General features: G+C 67.4%; 22 protein-coding genes. 7 read left to right on the top strand and 15 right to left on the bottom strand.

From position 1 onward, the window contains the following. Window positions 1–262: 262 nt before the first annotated feature. Window positions 263–1,336 carry a permease gene (locus tag VFG33_RS32555; protein ID WP_325056832.1) on the top strand — a complete coding sequence of 358 codons (1,074 nt, stop codon included), beginning with the start codon at window positions 263–265 and terminating at the stop codon, window positions 1,334–1,336. Then, window positions 1,321–2,052, top strand: a complete 732-nt coding sequence (locus VFG33_RS32550; protein WP_325056831.1) for a TIGR03943 family putative permease subunit — start codon at window positions 1,321–1,323, stop codon at window positions 2,050–2,052. The genes VFG33_RS32555 and VFG33_RS32550 overlap by 16 nt, the downstream gene beginning before the upstream one ends. Here the strand turns inward: VFG33_RS32550 and VFG33_RS32545 are convergent. Beyond that, the gene (locus VFG33_RS32545) at window positions 2,006–2,956 is read right to left on the bottom strand and encodes an EamA family transporter (RefSeq protein WP_325056830.1); all 951 of its coding nucleotides are present in this window, start codon (window positions 2,954–2,956) and stop codon (window positions 2,006–2,008) included. The two genes, VFG33_RS32550 and VFG33_RS32545, sit on opposite strands and share 47 nt — an antisense overlap. A gap of 73 nt (window positions 2,957–3,029) precedes the next feature. Here VFG33_RS32545 and VFG33_RS32540 point away from each other — a divergent pair, with 73 nt between their 5' ends. Together VFG33_RS32540 and VFG33_RS32535 are read left to right on the top strand one after the other, a co-directional pair. Further along, window positions 3,030–3,938: a LysR family transcriptional regulator gene (locus VFG33_RS32540; RefSeq protein WP_325056829.1), complete on the top strand. Its 909-nt coding sequence runs from the start codon at window positions 3,030–3,032 to the stop codon at window positions 3,936–3,938. Between the two features lie 164 nt (window positions 3,939–4,102). Continuing rightward, window positions 4,103–5,527 carry a cellulase family glycosylhydrolase gene (locus VFG33_RS32535; protein ID WP_325056828.1) on the top strand — a complete coding sequence of 475 codons (1,425 nt, stop codon included), beginning with the start codon at window positions 4,103–4,105 and terminating at the stop codon, window positions 5,525–5,527. Window positions 5,528–5,581: 54 nt separating this feature from the next. Here VFG33_RS32535 and VFG33_RS32530 read toward each other — a convergent pair whose 3' ends face one another. The 3 genes from VFG33_RS32530 to VFG33_RS32520 are packed head-to-tail and all read right to left on the bottom strand — an operon-like array spanning window position 5,582 to window position 8,234. Continuing rightward, a complete protein-coding gene (locus VFG33_RS32530; protein WP_325056827.1) occupies window positions 5,582–6,361 on the bottom strand; it encodes a pentapeptide repeat-containing protein in 780 nt (259 codons plus the stop codon). A 14-nt stretch (window positions 6,362–6,375) separates the two neighbouring features. Continuing rightward, on the bottom strand, window positions 6,376–7,497 hold the full coding sequence (prfB, locus tag VFG33_RS32525) for a peptide chain release factor 2 (protein WP_325056826.1): 1,122 nt from the start codon (window positions 7,495–7,497) through the stop codon (window positions 6,376–6,378). A 38-nt stretch (window positions 7,498–7,535) separates the two neighbouring features. Further along, complete coding sequence (locus VFG33_RS32520; RefSeq protein WP_325056825.1) at window positions 7,536–8,234, bottom strand: TetR/AcrR family transcriptional regulator; 699 nt, start codon at window positions 8,232–8,234, stop codon at window positions 7,536–7,538. A 68-nt stretch (window positions 8,235–8,302) separates the two neighbouring features. Here VFG33_RS32520 and VFG33_RS32515 point away from each other — a divergent pair, with 68 nt between their 5' ends. Next, window positions 8,303–9,130, top strand: a complete 828-nt coding sequence (locus VFG33_RS32515; RefSeq protein ID WP_325056824.1) for an NAD(P)H-binding protein — start codon at window positions 8,303–8,305, stop codon at window positions 9,128–9,130. Window position 9,131: 1 nt separating this feature from the next. On the opposite strand, the gene VFG33_RS32510 is transcribed toward VFG33_RS32515, so the two are convergent. From VFG33_RS32510 to VFG33_RS32475, 8 genes are all read right to left on the bottom strand, one after another. After that, the gene (locus tag VFG33_RS32510; RefSeq protein ID WP_325056823.1) at window positions 9,132–9,926 is read right to left on the bottom strand and encodes an SDR family NAD(P)-dependent oxidoreductase; all 795 of its coding nucleotides are present in this window, start codon (window positions 9,924–9,926) and stop codon (window positions 9,132–9,134) included. Between the two features lie 52 nt (window positions 9,927–9,978). After that, window positions 9,979–10,383, bottom strand: a complete 405-nt coding sequence (locus VFG33_RS32505; RefSeq protein ID WP_325056822.1) for a pilus assembly protein TadG-related protein — start codon at window positions 10,381–10,383, stop codon at window positions 9,979–9,981. Between the two features lie 62 nt (window positions 10,384–10,445). Beyond that, on the bottom strand, window positions 10,446–10,928 hold the full coding sequence (locus VFG33_RS32500) for a hypothetical protein (protein WP_325056821.1): 483 nt from the start codon (window positions 10,926–10,928) through the stop codon (window positions 10,446–10,448). After that, window positions 10,925–11,311, bottom strand: coding sequence for a TadE/TadG family type IV pilus assembly protein (locus VFG33_RS32495; protein ID WP_325056820.1), 387 nt, complete (start codon window positions 11,309–11,311; stop codon window positions 10,925–10,927). The genes VFG33_RS32500 and VFG33_RS32495 overlap by 4 nt, the downstream gene beginning before the upstream one ends. Further along, window positions 11,311–11,505, bottom strand: coding sequence for a hypothetical protein (locus tag VFG33_RS32490; RefSeq protein WP_325056819.1), 195 nt, complete (start codon window positions 11,503–11,505; stop codon window positions 11,311–11,313). The genes VFG33_RS32495 and VFG33_RS32490 overlap by 1 nt, the downstream gene beginning before the upstream one ends. A 13-nt stretch (window positions 11,506–11,518) precedes the next feature. Further along, a complete protein-coding gene (locus tag VFG33_RS32485) occupies window positions 11,519–12,457 on the bottom strand; it encodes a type II secretion system F family protein (RefSeq protein WP_325056818.1) in 939 nt (312 codons plus the stop codon). Continuing rightward, entirely contained in the window at window positions 12,454–13,314 is an 861-nt protein-coding gene (locus tag VFG33_RS32480; protein ID WP_325056817.1) for a type II secretion system F family protein, read from the bottom strand. The genes VFG33_RS32485 and VFG33_RS32480 overlap by 4 nt, the downstream gene beginning before the upstream one ends. Continuing rightward, the gene (locus VFG33_RS32475) at window positions 13,314–14,591 is read right to left on the bottom strand and encodes a TadA family conjugal transfer-associated ATPase (RefSeq protein WP_325056816.1); all 1,278 of its coding nucleotides are present in this window, start codon (window positions 14,589–14,591) and stop codon (window positions 13,314–13,316) included. Before VFG33_RS32475 ends, VFG33_RS32480 begins: the two co-directional genes overlap by 1 nt. Before the next feature lie 385 nt (window positions 14,592–14,976). On the opposite strand from VFG33_RS32475, the gene VFG33_RS32470 reads away from it, so the two are divergent. Further along, on the top strand, window positions 14,977–15,477 hold the full coding sequence (locus tag VFG33_RS32470) for a SigE family RNA polymerase sigma factor (protein ID WP_325056815.1): 501 nt from the start codon (window positions 14,977–14,979) through the stop codon (window positions 15,475–15,477). Between the two features lie 19 nt (window positions 15,478–15,496). Beyond that, window positions 15,497–16,759: a hypothetical protein gene (locus tag VFG33_RS32465; RefSeq protein WP_325056814.1), complete on the top strand. Its 1,263-nt coding sequence runs from the start codon at window positions 15,497–15,499 to the stop codon at window positions 16,757–16,759. Window positions 16,760–16,798: 39 nt separating this feature from the next. On the opposite strand, the gene VFG33_RS32460 is transcribed toward VFG33_RS32465, so the two are convergent. The 3 genes from VFG33_RS32460 to VFG33_RS41370 form a co-directional block, all read right to left on the bottom strand. After that, window positions 16,799–17,542, bottom strand: a complete 744-nt coding sequence (locus tag VFG33_RS32460; RefSeq protein WP_325056813.1) for a GntR family transcriptional regulator — start codon at window positions 17,540–17,542, stop codon at window positions 16,799–16,801. 103 nt (window positions 17,543–17,645) lie between these two features. Next, complete coding sequence (locus VFG33_RS32455) at window positions 17,646–17,999, bottom strand: hypothetical protein (RefSeq protein WP_325056812.1); 354 nt, start codon at window positions 17,997–17,999, stop codon at window positions 17,646–17,648. Then, entirely contained in the window at window positions 17,992–18,162 is a 171-nt protein-coding gene (locus VFG33_RS41370; RefSeq protein ID WP_422653759.1) for an Imm32 family immunity protein, read from the bottom strand. Before VFG33_RS41370 ends, VFG33_RS32455 begins: the two co-directional genes overlap by 8 nt. Window position 18,163: the final 1 nt, after the last annotated feature.

Genomic DNA, 18,163 nt, shown 5'->3' with positions numbered 1-18,163 from the left:
AGGTCGGGCCGGCAGACCGACAACCGCCCCCACGGCCGAGGTCGGGCCGGCAGACCGACAACCGCCCCCACGGCCGAGGTCGGGCCGGCGGATCGACAACCGCCTCCGCGGGGACAATCCACCGGGCGCCGCCAGCGGGGTGCCCGCCTCGAAGGTCGGCTCAGAGACTCTGGAGCAGTATTTCGCGAGATGACGCTGATTTTCAGTTTCGGGGGCGCTGAGTGCTCGATCGTGCGCGCTCTGCTGTGTCAGGATGCCGCCCATGAGCACCCCCGCCGACTCCGCTGAAGCGACGGAATCGACCGCCACGACGGCAGATCCCGAGCCGCCGGCCGGGCCTCCACCGGCGGCTAGCGAGGGGCCCGGGGACAAGGAGTCGATGGGGTCGTCGATCGCGTTCACGGCGACCTTGGTCCTGCTGGTCGGGCTGGCCTTGTTCGGGCGGCGGATCTTCGCCGGGTTGTTCACCGATGACGGGGTCCGGACCTGGGCGACGATGTTCGTGGGCGTCACGGTCCAGGCGCTGCCGTTCCTGGTGCTCGGCGTACTGCTGTCGGCCGCGCTCACCGCGTTCGTCCCCGCGTCCTTCTTCGCGAAGGCGCTTCCCAAGCACCCAGCCCTCGCAGTACCGGTGGCTAGTTGTTCCGGTGTGATCCTGCCGGGTTGTGAGTGCGCTTCCGTACCGGTCTCGGCCGCGCTGATGAACCGCGGCGTCACCCCCGCCGCGGCGATCGCGTTCCTGCTCTCCGCACCGGCCATCAACCCGGTCGTGCTCGCGTCCACCGCGGTCGCGTTCCCGGGCCAGCCGAAGGTCGTGATCGCGCGGGCCGTCACCTCGCTAGGGGTCTCGATGATCCTCGGCTGGTTGTGGCTGTTGACCGGCAAAGGCTCGTCCTGGCTGAAGATGCCGAAGAACCGGCACGCGGAGGGCACTCGCAAGACCGAGGTCTTCCGGTCGTCGATGCTGCACGACTTCCTGCACGCCGGCGGATTCCTGGTCGTCGGTGCCGCGGCTGCCGCCACGCTGAACGTGGTCGTCCCGCGCGAGTGGCTCGATCACGTGGCGAGCAACCTGCTGCTGTCGGTCGTAGTACTGGGACTGCTGGCCGTGTTGCTGGCGATCTGCTCCGAGGCGGACGCGTTCGTGGCCGCCAGCCTGACCCAGTTCTCGCTCACCGCCCGGCTCGCGTTCATGGTGGTCGGGCCGATCGTCGACGTGAAGCTGATCGCGTTGCAGGCCGGGACGTTCGGGCCGAAGTTCGCGGTCAGGTTCGCCCCGGCCACCTTCGTGGTGGCGATCCTGTCCAGTCTCCTCGTCGGATGGTGGTTGCTGTGAAGCGCAACGTGGCCGGGCTGGTCGTCGTCTTCGTCGGGGCTGCCATCGTGCAGCTCGCGACCTCCAACACCTATCTCCGCTACGTGAAGCCGGGGATGCGTTGGATGCTGCTCGCGGCCGGCGCGATCCTGATCGTGCTCGCCGTCGCCGATGTCCTCGCCGACACCCGCAAGAAGCCCGCCGATCACGATCACGCAGACGACGGCCATGGGCACGGAGGTCTGCTTCCCCGGGCCGCCTGGCTGTTGCTGATCCCGGTCTTCGCCCTGCTCGTGGTCGACCCGCCCGCGCTCGGCGCCGACGCGGCCCAACGGCAGTCCCCCGTGGCCGCCAAGCCGATTGCCCCGAAGGGCAACTCCTTCCTCGCGGACAGCGCGCAGAGCGACACCCCGGTCGCGTTGGCGGTGCGGGACTACGCCGTCTGGGCGGTGTGGGAGAAGGACAGCATGAAGGGCCGGAACTTCCAGCTGACCGGATTCGTGACGCCGGGCAAGAACGGCAACTGGTACGTCTCCCGGATCGGCCTGACCTGTTGCGTCGCCGACGGTACGGCGTTCATGGTCGAGGCACGCGGCCACGCCGCACCGCCGAAGAACCAGTGGGTCACGGTCACCGGCGAGTGGGCGGAGCCGACCAAGCGGGCGGACGGTGACGTCGCCGCTCTGACCGTCACCGGGGTGACGAACGTGACGCCGCCGGCGAACCAGTACGAGTGAGCACTCCGCAATCGACAGCCGACCTGCTCGAGGCCGCCTTGGCGTCTGGCCTGGTCCGGCGGATCACGGTGCAAGCCATGCCGCCGATGATCAGTGCGGCGGCGATCGCCTGCCGGCCGCCGACCGCCTCGCCGCGGAGTACCCAGGCTGCGGCCATCCCGATCACCGGGACCAGGAGGGAGAAGGGCGCCACCGTGCTGGCGTCGTACTGGCGGAGCAGGAAGCCCCAAACACCGAAGCCGAACAACGTCGCGGCGAAGGACAGGTAGGCGATCGCGCCGATACCGGTCAGGTCGATGCTCCGCAACGCCTCGACGTCGGCGTGCGCGCCTTCGGTCAGCAGCGACAGCGTCAGCAGCGGGAGTACCGCGACCGCGCTGACCCAGACCATGAAGCGCAACGTGTCCTGCGGCTTCGCGTGCCGGGTCACGATGTTCGACACTCCCCAGCACCCGGCCGCGGCGATCACCAGCACAAGCGCACCGAGCGGCGCCGCCAACCCGCCGTCGAGCACGATCAAGACGATGCCGCCACACGCGATGGCGATGCCCAGCCACTGGGTCCGCCGTGGACGCTCCCGCAGTACCAGTACTGCGAAGAGCAACGTGAAGATCACCTGGCTCTGCAGCACCAGCGAGGACAACCCGGCCGGCACACCGTGATCCATCGCGATGAAGAGCAGACCGAATTTCGCGACCCCGAGAGCCAGGCCGACCGCGATCACGTACCGCCAGGCGACTCGTGGCTTGCCGAGCAGGAAGATCGCCGGAACCGCCGCGAAGAAGAACCGCAGGGCGGAGAACAACAGTGGCGGGAAGTCCTCCAGGCCGATCTCGATGACGACGAAGTTGACGCCCCAGACGACCACGACAGCGAGTGCCAGGAGCACGTGACGAGGGTTCATGCGGTCCAGTCTGGGTTGATCTACAGTTAAGGACCAGCGCAGATTGCTGTGGCTGACACTGTAGGAGTGCTAAATGATCGATCTGGGTCGTCTCCGGGCGCTTCATGCCGTCGCGACCTACGGGTCGGTCGGAAGCGCGGCCGACGCGCTCGGCTACACGCCGTCGGCGGTCTCGCAGCAGCTGGCCAAGTTGGAGAGGGAGACTCGGACGGTCCTGCTGGAGAAGCGAGGACGGGGTGTCGTTCTCACAGACGCCGCTCAACAGCTCGCGGCCACGGCCGCACAGGTTTTGCGGCTGGTGGAAGAGGCCGAGCTGACGTTGGAGGAACAGCGCGGCAAGGCTGTCGGCGAACTTGTACTCGCTGCATTCCCGACCGCGGCTCGCGGTTTGCTGCCGGCGGTGTTGCCACGCCTGATCGACGACAATCCGGCTCTGCAGGTACGGGTGTTCGAGACTGATCCGTTCGAGGCCGTCGCCGCGGTCAACCGAGGCGAGGTGCATGTCGCGATCGTGCACGACTGGCACAACACACCGCTCACCCTGCCGGACGACCTCTCGCGGGTGAAGCTCGGAACCGACCCCGCCGACGTCCTGGTCCCCGCCTCGCATCGCTTGGCCGGCAAGGAATCCGTGATCGCCACCGACCTCGTCGGCGAACGCTGGATCTGCCAGCCGGTGGGGTCGATCTGCCACGAATGGTTGGTCCGGACCATGCGCAAGGCCGGGGTCGAACCGGAGGTGGCGTACTCGGTCGCGGAGTACCAGACCCAGCTGGCGATGCTTGCCCGCGGCATCGGGATCGGCCTGCTCCCCCGACTCGGCCGAGGACCTCTGCCCGACGGGGTGGTCGCAGTACCGCTGCATCCGGCACCGAGCCGGCGCCTGTACGCCGTCTGGCGCACCGCCACCGCCCGCCGACCCGCCATCGCGGTCACTCTCGCCGCCCTCAAGGCCGGCTGGGCCTCCCGCGACACGGCCTAGCGCGGGAGAACGTTCCGCCAGGCGGGAATTCTTCGCTCACCCTTCGCGACCGATTGACAGCGGTCCGCATCGCCGCTAGGTTCCGGGAAATCTATTAGGAAACCTTCCTAATCATAAGCGACCCCACTTCGTCCCCGCCCCGACGCAGTAGGAGGCAATCCGCGATGACCCGCTCCCGATGGTTCGCGCTGGCATCCAGCGCCTTACTGGCCGCAACGGCCCTCGTCACGACCGGCGCGGCCACCAGTTCCGCCGCTCCCGTCCGCTACGAATCCGAATCGGCCGCGATCTCCCAAGGCGTGGTCGAATCCAACCACGCCGGCTTCACCGGCACCGGGTTCGTCAACTTCGACAACGTCACCGGCAGCTCGGTGGAGTACACAGTCACCGCGCCGACTGCCGGCCCGTACTCCCTGACCTTCCGCTACGCCAACGGTACGACGGTCAACCGCCCGGTCGACGTCGCCGTGAACGGCGCACTGGCCGCGGATGATCTGGCGTTCAACGGGACCGGCGCCTGGACGACGTACCAGACCGTCACCGCCAGCGCGACACTCGTTGCCGGTGCCAACAAGATCAAGACGACGGCGGTCACCGCCAACGGCGGCCCGAACGCCGACTCGCTGAGCATCGACAAGGTCACCGCGGCCGGTACGCCGGTGGGGATCAACGGCCAGCTGCACGTCTGCGGCACCAAGCTGTGCAACCAGTACAACAAGCCCATCCAGCTGCGAGGGATGAGCACGCACGGCATCCAGTGGTACGCCAACTGCATCAAGACGGCATCGCTGGACGCACTCGCGACCGACTGGAACGCCGATATCCTGCGCATCTCGATGTACGTGCAGGAAGGTGGCTACGAGACCAACCCGCGGAAGTTCACCGACCTGGTGCACGGCTACATCGAGGAGGCCAGCAAGCGCGGCATGTACGCGCTGGTCGACTGGCACCAGCTCGACCCGGGTGACCCGAACGCCAACCTGGCCATGGCCAAGACCTTCTTCACCGAGATCGCCGACCGGCACAAGAGCAAGACGAACATCATCTACGACATCGCGAACGAGCCGAACAACGTCAGCTGGGCCGGCATCAAGTCGTACGCCGAGCAGATGATCCCGGTGATCCGGGCCAAGGACTCCGACGGCGTGGTGTTCGTCGGGACGCATGGCTGGGCCTCGCTCGGCATCTCCGACGGCCGGACCGAGACCGACATCATCAACAACCCGATCAACGCGACGAACCTCATGTACACGTTCCACTTCTACGCCGCGTCGCACCACGACGAGTACTTCAACGCCCTGTCCCGGGCCGCGGACAAGATCCCGTTGTTCGTCACCGAGTTCGGCACCCAGACCTACACCGGTGACGGCGGCAACGACTTCACCTACTCGCAGAAGTACCTGGACTTCCTGGCCAGCAAGAAGATCGGCTGGACCAACTGGAACTTCTCCGACGACTTCCGCTCCGGCGCCGTCTTCAAGGACGGCACCTGCGCGGGGAACTCGTTCACCGGTACTTCGGTCCTGAAGCCGGCCGGCGTCTGGGTCCGCGACCGGATCCGCACACCTGACGACTTCCCGACTAGCTGACGTGGAGCCGCCGGCACCTCCAGGTCCGGGGGCGACGGCGGGCCGCAGTGCGGGCTAGTGCCAGTGGGATGGGCGGCTGACTGACGGCGGCAATTTGGTGGCCGTGTCGCCGCGGGCCGCGTTGACCTGGGACTGCGTGACGAAGAGTGCGCCGGTGAGGTCTGCGCCGCGCAGATCGGTGTCGCGGAGGTCGGCGCCGATCAGGTCGGCCTTGCGGAGATCGGCGTCACGGAGGTCGGCACCGATCAGGTAGGCACCGCGAAGGTTCGCCGCACTGAGGTCGGCCGCGCGGAGCTTGGCCCCGATGAGGTCCGCACCGCGGCGTTCCTTCTTCTTGTTCTGCCGGCCTCGGACGAGATCGCTGGTCTGCCGCAGCAGGACGTCGACAGCTTGTCGCTCTTTGGTCAGGTCGACCTCGGCGACGTCCTGCAGGGTCAGTTGCTCGACGTGCTGCATGCTCTTCTGGAGCTCTGGATGTAGCGGAGCAGTCTCTGGTCGCTCGAGCGCGTCCGCCAGATACCAGAGCAACTCGTGAAGCTGCCGCATGATCGGCAGCGCCTCGAACATCTTCTGACCTGGTTGCTCACGCCAACTCTGACCCGCCTGACGGGAGATCTTCTGGCCGGCACCGAAGCAGTCGTAGACCGTGCAGCCCTGGAAGCCCTTGGTTCGCAGCTTCTGGTGGATGCCGCAGCGGAAGTCTTCGTCCAGGTTCGGGCAGGGCTCACCCGCGGCCTTGTCGATCGCGAAGTCGGCCGACTTGGAGAACGTCAGCGCTACACAGCAGAGGCCGAAGCAACTACTGCAGTCCGCGCGTAGATCCTCTTTCAGCACTGCCGGGGAGATTGTTAGTTCTGCTCGGCCGCGGTCTGACCGGTACGGCGCCAGCGGATCCCGGCCTCGATGAACTCGTCGATCTCGCCATCGAACACCCCGCTGGTGTTCCCCGACTCGTACAGCGTCCGAAGATCCTTGACCATCTGGTACGGGTGCAGCACGTACGACCGCATCTGGTCACCCCACGAGCCCTGCACGTCACCGCGCAGCGAGTCGATCTCGGCCCGCTCCTCGGCCTTCTTCAGCGCGAGCAGCTTCGCCTTCAGAATCACCATCGCGCTGGCCTTGTTCTGCAACTGCGACTTCTCGTTCTGGCAGGAGACCACCGTGCCGGTCGGGATATGGGTGATCCGGACCGCCGAGTCGGTGGTGTTGACGCTCTGACCACCCGGGCCGGACGACCGGTACACGTCGATCCGCAGCTCGTCCTCGGGTACGTCGATCTCGTCGGTCTGCTCCAGCACCGGGACCACCTCGACCGCGGCAAACGAGGTCTGCCGGCGGCCCTGGTTGTCGAACGGCGAGATCCGGACCAGCCGGTGCGTGCCGGTCTCGACGCTCAAGGTGCCATACGCGTACGGCGCCTTGATGCCGAAGGTCGTCGACTTGAGGCCGGCCTCCTCGGCGTACGAGGTGTCGTAGACCTCGGTCGGGTAGCCGTGCCGTTCGGCCCAGCGCAGGTACATCCGCTGCAGCATCTCGGCGAAGTCCGCGGCGTCGACGCCACCCGCGCCGGAGCGGATCGTCACCAGCGCCTCGCGCTCGTCGTACTCGCCGGACAGCAGGGTGCGGACCTCGAGCGACTGGATCGCCTTGGTCAGCGAGGCGATCTCTTTCCCCGCCTCGGCCAGACTTTCGGCGTCGTTCTCCTCGCGGCCGAGCTCGATCAGCACGGCGATGTCGTCCATCCGGCTGCGCAGGTTGGTGACCCGGTCGATGTCGGCCTGCAGCACGGACAGCCGGGAGGTGATCTTCTGCGCGTTCGCCTGGTCGTCCCACAGATCGGGCGCGGCGACCTTCTCGCCCAGCTCGGCGATCTCTCCACGCATCGCGCCCAGGTCGAGTACTTTCTCGATCGAGGTCAGGGTTGCGTCGAGTTGCTTCAGGTCAGCGTCGAAATCAGGTCCAGCCACAACCAAGCAGACTACCCGCTCGGCGTCGTAGGCCGGAATCAGCGCAGCACTCGCCCTGCCTCGGTCAGCGGAGCGAGCCCGCGGCGGAGTACGGCGAAGACCTCGTCGATCGCCTGCTCGAGGGCTGCGGCGGTGGTTTCGGGCTGGACCTCGGCGGGGTTGTCCTGCACCTGGCGGGCGAGCTCGGCTTCGAGGACCTTCTGGGCAGCCGCGTACTGCGCCGCGATCAGGTGCGCCAGCAGCGGGGTGAGCTGCGGATCACGCTCGTGCAGGGCCGCGACGATCAGTTCCTCCATCTCTTCGGCGTTCCGCCTGCGCCGGGCCAGCAGCGCCGGACTCTCCTCGATCGTGCGGCTGAACGATGCCCAGGTCGCCAGCTGGCCGGCCTCCAGCCGCTCGCGGAGCTGCTGCCGATAGTGCAGTCGCAGCGCCTCGACGACGTCATCGCCCGGAGCCGCCGCCCGGATCGCCTCGGCCGGCCCGGTCCACCAGCCGGTCTCGTCGAAGAACAGATCTTCCTTGGTCGGGAAGTGGTTGAAGACGGTCTGGACAGCCACATCGGCCGCTTTGGCGACGTCAGCCACCGTGACCGCATCGAAGCCGCGGTCGATGAAGAGGCCGGTGGCCACGTCAGAGATCGCCTGCCGCGTCTGCCGCTTCTTCCGCTCCCGCCGGCCCTCTTCGATCTGCCCCTCCTGGATCTGCCCCTCCTGGATCTGCCCCTCTTGGATCTGCATGGACAGAGCGTAGAGGAGATGTTTTACTTCATCCATTGTTGTAGTCACTACATCTTTGGAGTTACTCCATGACGATTCTCATCACTGGCGGTCGCGGCAAGATCGCCCGTGCCGTCCAGGCCGGCCTCAGCTCCCGCGGCCGTGAGGTCCGCGTCGCCAGCCGCGAACCCGCCGAGCTCCCCGGCGCCGTCGCCCTCGATCCCGCCGACCTTTCCTCCTGGTCCATCGCCCTGAAGGACGTCTCCCAGGTCTTCCTGTACTCCGATCCGTCCACCGCGACCGTGTTCGTCGAAGCGGCTGAGGCTGCCGGCGTCCAGCAGGTCGTGCTGTTGTCGTCGCTGGCGTCGCAAGCCGACAACCGGAATGCCGCGGCCGACCCGCATTCGGCTGCCGAACGGGAGATCCTCAGTGGCTCCTTCGCGACCACGCTGTTGCAGCCAGGCACCTTCATGACCAACGCGATCTTCTGGTCGTACCAGGTCCGCGCTACCGGCCAGATTCGGCTGCCCTACCTCGAAGCCGAGGAGGCGCCGATCCATGAGCAGGACATCGCGGACGTCGCGATCAAGGTCCTGCTGGACGGACCCGGCAGTACGCACGACGGCCGCGCCTATCCGATGACCGGTCCGGAGTCGATGACCCGGCGGCACCAGATCTACCTGATCACCGAGCTCACCGGCGTACCGATCGAGCCGGTCGACCTCACGCCGGACCAGGCCCGCGAGGAGATGGCGAGCAGCATGCGCAACCCCGCACAACTCGAATCCCTGATGTCCTACTGGGCCTCCCGCGTCGGCAGCCCACATCCGATCGAGCCCACCGTCGAGCTCGTCACCGGCCACGCCGGCCGCACCTTCGTCACCTGGCTGAACGACAACCAGACTGCCTTCAAGTGAGCTACGGCAGGATCGAGTCGATGTAGCCGCCGTCTACGCGGACGGCGCCGCCGGTGGTGGCCGAGGCCTGCTCAGAGCTGAGGTAGACGACCATGTTGCCGATCTCCGTGGGCTCGATCAGCCGCTGGATCAGGGAGTACGGCCGGTGCTCCCGCATGAACTGGCGTTGCGCCTCGTCCCACGGCAGATCGTCGCCCACCAACTCGCGGGCGAAGTCCTCGACACCCGGGGTGTGAGTGGGGCCGGCCATCACGGAGTTCACCGTCACCCCAGTGCCGGCCGCCGCCTTCGCATAGCCGCGCGTCACGGCTAGCAACGCGGTCTTGGTCATGCCGTAGTGCACCATCTCCAGCGGCGTCACCACCGCCGAGTCGCTCGCGATGTTCATCACCCGGCCGAACCCGCGCTCCATCATCCCCGGCAGGTACATCCGGATCAGCCGGACGGCGGAGAGCACGTTCACCTCGAAGTACCGGCGCCACTCGTCGTCGTCGATCTCGAGGACCGGCTTGGCGCCGAAAATGCCGAGGTTGTTCACCAGGATGTCGAGCTCACCGGCCTCCGCCTGGAGCGACTCCGCACCTTCGGCCGAGGCGAGGTCCGCCGCGATCGGAACCACCACCGCGTCCGGCAGTTCCTTCGTGATCCCGGCCGCCGCCTGCTCGGTCTTGGCCTGGTCGCGCCCGTTCACCACCACGGCCGCACCGGATCTGGCCAGTTCGGTGGCGATCGCCAGCCCGATCCCCTGGCTGGATCCTGAGACCAGAGCCCGTCGTCCCGTCAGATCGATTCTCATCCACCCATCGTGCCCCAGCGCCCCACCACGCTCATCCCGGCACGCGCCCGACTCAGCGAATCGGTACTACGGCTGCCGCGGAAGAGCCGACCTCCGCGCTCCCTTCCCAGCCAGGTGGTTCGAACGGCAGATCCACCGCCGAGGAGAGCTCGACGGTCACCGTCGTACCGTCGACCGAAGCCGACCAGTCCAGCCCGGTGAAACGGTTGCTCGCATCAACAGAATCCAGGTACTCCGCGGTCAGGCGCTGGGCTTCCTCGGGATCGATCCGGGCATTCTCGCCGGTCCCGAGATCGGCCTGCGCGTAGATCGCCGCGAGTCCGTTGGCTGCGGCAAGCACCGCTCCATCCGCCGTGGCGTCGAGACTCCTCCGGACCAGGAACACCTTCGAGATGTCCGTGACGACCACGATCAGCATCAGCACGATCGCCGTGAACCCGATGATCAACACCGTCATCTGGCCCCGCTCGTCCCTGCGCCTGAGCCTGGACCGCCTGGACAGCTGGGCTGGGTTGCGGTTCATCCGGTGCCCTTGGCTTCGCGGTAGTCGCCGTACGGTTCGGTGTGGGTCGCGCTGATGTGGATCGCCGGACGTTCCCCTCCGAGCGCGTCCGGGATCAACGGGAGTGGGACCTCGGCATTGAGCTCGACCGTCACGGTGGAGCCGGGCTCGAGACAGGCTGGGTTGCAGGTGATGCTCAGCTGGCTCGGCTCCAACTCCAGACCCTGGTCCTTCATCGCCAACCGGGCGGCTTCGAAGGCACGCGTCCGCGCCTCATCCTCCGAGAGACCGGCCGGCACGATGATGAAGGCACGGCCGGCCGCGCGGGTCGCGGCAGTCGCCCCGTACGACGCTCGCTGGACGTCGAACACCCCGAGCATCACATAGACCAATGGCACCAGCAGCAGCAATGCAAGCCAGGAGAACTCCACCACAGCGCTCCCCTGCTCATCCCTGCAGCGACCGGTCTGAGCGGGCTGGTCGCGGCCGCGCAGGATCATTCGCCGGTTTCCTTGATCGCGTGACCCTCGACGGCGAAGTCGATGCCCGGACCCCACAGCCCGAGCGGCGGCATGTGCGCGTTGACCACCACTCGCACGCCGGGTTGCCCTTCCACATCCACCGCCTCGGCTTCCACTCCGTCGATCAACTCGTCGCGAACCACCCCGCCGATCAACTCACGGGTGCGTGCTTCACCATCCGCCGGTTCACGATTCAGTACTGCGGCGTAGTGCGCGCCCTCGGACGCCGCAGCGGTCACCGTGTTCCGGATGTACAGGAAGAGCCCGACCTGCAGAACGCCGAGGAACAACGGCACCACGAGCATCGAGACCAGCACGAAGTCGACCACCGCCGATCCGCGCTCGTCCCGCCGTCGGCTCATCACTTGTTGGTGACTGAGTCCAGTGCGTCTTCGAGCATCGTCTTCAACTGCTCCTCGGCGACCAGCCAGATCGCCACCACCAGCCCGGCGGTCATCACGGTGATCAGCACCCAGCCGGGCACATCGCCGCGTTCCTTCTCGGCTGGTCGTGGCTTCATCACCAGCAGGAACAGTCTCGTCAGCAGTAGGGACATGGCCTCTCCTCAATCATCCGGCGATCAGCCGGATCCCGACAGCGCCCGGATAGAAGGCGAAAACGATGGTGACCGGCAGCACCAGGAACACCACCGGGATCATCATGGAAACTTCCTTGCGAGCGCCGGACTCGATCAGCTCGCGCCGATTCGCCTCACGAATATCGCCGGCCTGCGCCCGCAGTACGTCGGCCAGGGGTGTGCCGCGCTCGAGCGCCACGGCGAGCCCGTCCGCAAACCGCGACAAGGCAACCAAGCCGGTGCGGTCGGCAAGTGCGTCGAGAGCTCGCACCAACGGTTCGCCCGCGCGAGTCTCAGCCAGTACGCGCTTCAACTCCTCGGACAGCTCACCTCGGCAGGACCGAGCCACCCGGTCGAGCGCCGCCGCCGGACCCTCCCCAGCCGCGACCGACAACGCCAGAAGCTCAGCCACAGTGGGAAGTTCGAGCAACAGCCGTCGCTCGCGCCGCCCGACCTGCGCAGTCAGGTAAGTGTCCCGCGACAACACACCCAGTACTGCGAGCAGTCCACACAGCGCGAGGAGTCCCACCGGATTTCCCAGCCCGAAGGACAACAAGATCAACGCGAACAGCAACCCAACGCCGAATCCCGCGGCTCCCCACAGCACCTGCTCGATCCGGAACTCTTCGACAGTGCGATCGATCCCGGCCCGGGCCAACCGGCGCCGGATCGAGACCGCGCCGCCGAGGATCCGCTCCAGCCGGGCCGCCCCGGCGCGCAGCGTCGGCCCGAACAACCGCACGAACGCGTAGAACGGCGAGGCCGAGTCGACCACGCCGAGGAACACGTCGGAACCGCCGATGTCCCGCAGATACGGCCCGATCCGGTCGTCCACGGAGGGCTTTCGCAGGAACGGCAGCCGGCGTACCACCAGCAGCAGGCTCGCTCCGAAGACGCCGCCGAGCAGAGCGCCGAGCACGGTGGGGTTCATCGCAACACCCGCTCAGGCTCGGGCAACCGGCCGATCCGCAACATCAGCCGGTACGCGATGACGCAGACGGCGGCACCGATTCCGATGATCAGGGCGCCGACCGGCGAGTTGTAGCGCTGGATCACGTCGCCCTGGAACGAGAGCAGGAGAAGGACGAGCCACGGCGCCGCAACGGCGACCCGAGCCCCGTTGACCGACCAGGACTGTCGCGATTCCAGCTCTGACCGGGTCCGGGCGTCGTCGCGAAGAAAACTCGACAGGGATCGCAGTAATCGGCCGAGATCGCCACCGCCGACCTCCCGGGCGATCCGCAGGGCCTCGATCACGCGATCGCCGACGGGATCAGCGAGCCTGGCCTTCAACCGATCCAGCGAATCCGCGAACCGACCGGTCGACGCGTAGTCCGCCCCGAACCGGCGGAACGGCTCCCGCAACGGCAGCGGTCCACGCTCGCCGACCTGCGCCAGCGCCTCCGACAACGACAGTCCGGCGCGGACCGCGGACGAGATGTTGTCGACCACGTCCGGCCAGAGCTCACGGAACTCCGCCAGCCGCTTCCGCGCGCGACTCTTCAACAGGGCAACGGGAATCCCGCCGGCCATCACCCCGAAGACCACCCCGACCGGCAGCGCGGCGGAGACCACGAACATCAACGCGAACGCGACCACGCCGGTGATCACACAGGCACCGATGAAGGCCGCCGGGGTGACGCCTTCGACACCGGCGCTGGCCAGGAGATCGCGGCTGCGAGTGATCAACCGGCCTTCGGGCTGCGCCTTGCCCTCGGCCGGCGCGAGGAAGGACCAGCTGATCAGCAGCAGGCCGATCCCGAAGAACAGACCGAGCAGGAGTCCCATCAGTTCACCCCGCGCGGCAGCTCGGTGAGCAGACCTGAGGGCGAGTACCCCGCCTGCTGGAAGCGCTCGGGATGCGGCAACTGTCCCTCGGCCCGGCGCAACTGTCCGTCGACGGTGCCGAAGATGGTCTCCGTCTCGATCGTCTGGTCCTCGATCCGGCCACTCACCGCCACGATCTCGCGCAATCGCCGCTGCCCGTCCACCCCGATGCCGAGGTGAACCACGAGATCCACGCAGCCCGCCACCGTCGGAAGAACGAACCTCGACCCGATGTTCTCCCCCGCCAGCAACGGCAGCGTGCACATCTTGGTCAACGCCTCACGCGCCGAGTTCGCGTGGATCGTGCACATCCCGGGCAATCCTGAATTCAAAGCGAGGAGTAGATCCAGACACTCCTCCCCACGGACCTCGCCGACGATCAGGCGGGACGGCCGCATCCGCAGGGATTCCTTGACCAGGTCGCGCAGCCGCACCTCGCCGGTCCCCTCGAGCCCTGCCTGCCTGGTCTGCATCGACACCCAGTCAGGGATCGGCAGCTTGATCTCGAAGACCTCTTCGCAGCTGATCACGCGTTCGCTGCCGGGGATCGAACCCGCCAGCGCGTTCAGCATCGTGGTCTTGCCCGCCTGGGTGCCGCCCGAGACGAGGATGTTGAGCCCGCACGCCACCGAGGCGTCGAGCACCGCGGCTGCGTGCGGGGTGAGAGAGCCGAGGGCCACCAAGTCGCCCAGCCGCGTCGCGCGAACGGTGAATTTGCGGATGTTGATCGCTGCATACCGTTGAGTGATGCCGCCGAGCACGACGTGCACGCGGCTCCCGTCGGGCAACCGCGCGTCCGTGAACGGCTGCGAGACGTCGATCCGCCGCCCGGTCGTCTTCAGCATCCGCTCGACCAGGTCGCCGACCTCTTCCTCGGTCAGCACGGTCGTGGTCAGCTCGTGCCGCCCCTCGCGGGCGATGAACACCCGGCTCGGCTCATTGATCCAGATCTCCTCGACCGCCGGATCGTCGAGGTACCGCTGCAGCGGCCCGAACCCGGCCACCCGGTCGTGCACCTCGCGGCTGACCGCCTCGACGTCGCCGATCGGCGGCACGATCCCGGTCAGGCTGCGTTCGTCGTACTCCCGGACGACGGTGGCGACGATCGCGTTCACGGCGCCGGGATTGCGGAGCGGGTCGATGCCCTCGCGGCGGACCACATCGCGCACCTGGGCGTCGATCAACTCGACCGCACCACTCCAGCCGGACCGGCGGGGGGCGAGTCTGTCGGCTGTCATCGTCTCCCTGTGTCTGCTGGCGGGCGGGGCTGGCTGGCGACGTCTACTGGCTGGCGACCAGTCGGTCACCGTGCGCCACCATCCTCCCAAGCGAGGGGTCCCCGGCGCCAACCCGATCCACCCGACCTGTGGATAACCCTCACACACCACAGGTTCACAGACCGTATCCAGCCGCTCACCCCGAGGTCCACCCCGTTGCACCTTCCTGCAACGCCCCCGGTACGCCGGTCCGCCGGTGCCCGGGGTGATCCGCCGGCCCGGCCGAGGCTCGCAGTACGGGCGGGTGGTTCTGGCGATCGAGCCGGGGGCGCGGACGGAGTACGGGTGTAACAGAGACAGTGGCCCCGGGCGTCGTACAGGGTGAGACCACGACGGAGAGGTGGCGATGAGACCGACGACGGACGACTTCGAGGAGTTCGCCAGAGCGCGGACCCCGTACTTGTACCGGACGGCCTGGTTGCTGGCGGGCGATCGGCACCACGCGGAGGATCTGGTCCAGGAGACGTTGGCGAAGATGTTCCGCGCCTGGCCGGGGCTCGAACGGATCGACAATCCGGCGGCGTACGCGCAGACCGTGCTGACCCGGACGTACATCTCCCAGCGCCGTCGGCGGAGCTGGACCGAGACACCGGTCTCGGCGACCCCGGAGCGGGCTGATCGCCCCGGCGACCCCGAGCTCCGGCTGTCCCTGCAGAAGGCGCTGGCCGAGCTGGCTCCCCTTGATCGTGCGGTGCTGGTGCTGCGGTTCTTCGAAGATCGCAGCGTCGAACAGGTCGCGCTCGATCTCGGCAAGAAGCCCGGCGCGATCAGGACCAGGACCTCCCGGGCGCTCGACCGGCTCCGGACCGTCCTCGGCGATGACGCCGTCCACCTGATCGCCCTCTGACCCGGCACCAGGAGAACCCATGAACAACCTGAACGAGACCCTGCCCGACCTGATGCACCGAGCAACCGAAACCCTCGAACCAGAGTCCACCGACCTGGTCGAGCGCGGCATCCGCCGTGGTACTACGTTGCGTCGCCGCCGGACCGTTCTCCGCGGCCTCACCGGCGCCACCGCAGTACTGGCCACCGCGGGCATCGTCGTCGGCGGCACGCAACTCTTCGGCAGCAGCTCGCCTGCTGAGCCGCCGGCCGCCAGCGGCACCACTCCGTCAGCCAAGGCGCCGGCGGCCACGCCGACGCCCGTCACGCCGGCCCAGACCCTGGATACCTTGCTCCAACTGGTTCCCGCGAACCTCAAGCAGTCGGCCCCGAAGAGCTCGGACGCGGACGGCTATCACCGCGCATCGGTCGTGGTCAACGACGGGAGGGGGGCTTCACTGCTCACCGTCGCGCTGGCGTCCGGCCTGCCCCTGAAGGGGGGCTGCGCCGGGTTGCACGGCAAGTGCACGGTGCAGCCCGACGGAACGGTGGTCGCGTCCTATGCCAACGAGTCGATCTTCCCGTACGACGCGACGAAGAACCCGCAAGGGGTGAAGAACACCGTCCTCGAGATCTTCCGTCCCGACGGCACGCTGATCAGCCTCTACAGCTACAACGCGCCCAAGGAAATCGGCGTCCAGCACACCCGCGAGAATCCGTTGCTCTCGGTCGCCGACCTGACCCGGATCGCCAACAGCGAGTCGTGGGCGTACCCGGCGAAGTACGTGCCCACAGCGAAGCCGGATCCTGGGGCCGGCTACCCGACCGTCCCGCTGGCGCAGACGCTGCAGACGCTCAAGGACGTGCTGCCGGGCGGGCTGCAGTTCACGCGACCGGAGACCTGGGGCGGCGGGGCGGAGAACGGGCACAACGGCGCGTCGTACGTCATCAACGACGGCAAGGGCAAGTCGCAGGTCGGCGTGCTGGTGATGCGCGAGAATGCCATCACCACGTGCGCCAACTCGGTACTGCGGCATTGCAAGGTCCGGCCGGACGGTGCCGTTGTCAGCTGGTCGACGAACGAGCCCGAGTACTCCGACAGCCGCCAGCAGATCGACGGCGTCCTCGCGAACCGGATCGAGATCCACTACCCGGACGGCCGCTACCTCGGGATGTGGAGCTACAACGGACCGCAGGAGAAGGGCGCCAAGCACACGCGCGTGAAGCCGGCCCTCACCACGGACCAGTTGCTGGCCATGGCAGGCGACAAGGCCTGGAAGTTCCCCGGCACCGGCACCAAATGAGGCTCGCCCTCGTCCGTCGCTGATCCTCTGAGGGGTGGGTCAGCGATGGACGAGGGTGTGTTCGAAGGCGTAGCGGGAAGCGCGGAAGAGGTGTGAGCCGTACTCCACGGCACGACCGTGGTCGTCGTAGGTGATCCGCGTCGTCGCAAGCAGCGGACAGCCCGGTTCCTCGGAGAGGAGCCGGGCTTGCTCGCCTGTAGCCGGTTGGGCCGAGATCGTCTGGTGCGCCACCTTCAGGCGGACGCCCTCGGCTCTGAGCAGTTCGTAGAGGCCACGCTCGGCCAAGGTGGTCGGGTCCGTGTCCAGCATCTCCGGCGGTAACCAGTTGCGCATAAGTGCGAGCGGTTCGCCGTCCGCCCTGCGGAGCCGCTCCAAGCGCAGTACGCGATCTCCTGCTTCGCACTGCAGAGCTGTCGCCACATCCGGGCTCGCTGGGGCGATGCCGAACCGCAGCACCTCGGTCTGTGGTTTGCGGTGGGCCGCTGCGAGGTCGTCGTACAGGCTGGTGAGCTCCAGCGAGCGCCGTACCTGACCGGAATTGCCTACCACCTGGGTGCCGACGCCGCGTTTGCGTACCAACAGGCCCTGGTCGACCAGGCGGGCGATGGCCTGGCGGACCGTTGGACGGCTCAGTCCGTACGCCTCGGCGAGGTCGACCTCGTTGCTGAGCCGGGAACCGACCGGCAGGTCACCGCCCTGGATCGCCGCTTCGAGCTGCTGTGCTAGTTGAACGTGAAGCGGGACACGACTGGTGCGATCGACGCTGACCTGGACGGTGCTCATGGGCACATCTTGGAGGCTCAACGCCCGACCGTCGAGTCAAGGAGCACATTTGATCAGATCTCTACCTTTCTGAGCCCAGCCAAAACGCTGCCTCGCCAGACCTTCACAACTCACGCCCGTCCTCGGTGTGCTCCAGAAAGGCATCCAATTGGGCGATGAGTTCGTCGAACGACTGCTTGTGGAATAAGGCCGGCGCGCTGGATCCATCCCAGCTGGCATCGACGCCGTCGGGTCGGTACTGGGCTGCAATGACAGCGGACCAGTGGAAGTTCGTCGCGTGGCCGAGGATTCGTACGCTGACCCACTCCGAGAAACCGCGGAGCAGCACCCCGCCCGTGGCCACGTTGCAGCCTTCGACGAAGCCTGCCGCAGTGTTGAACCGATCATCAGGCAGAAACATTCTCGGCCGCCACCCCAGCCGCCCGAAGAGCTCACGAAAGTCCACCGGCTCACTCATTCCTCCCTCCTGAGTCGTCGAGGCGTTCGAGGATGAGATCGAAGGTGGAGGTGAGTTCTTGGTCGGCGGTGAGGTGGAGGTGGGAACCGGCTGGGGCGGTGGGATCGGCCAGGGTGAGGAGATGCCGTGCCAGGGAGATCAGACCGGCGGCGTTGGCGGACAGA

This window comes from Kribbella sp. (genome assembly GCF_035687465.1).
Classification (GTDB): domain Bacteria; phylum Actinomycetota; class Actinomycetes; order Propionibacteriales; family Kribbellaceae; genus Kribbella.
Note: the sequence above shows the minus strand (reverse complement) of the source record. Positions and strands in the feature narration are given on the sequence as shown.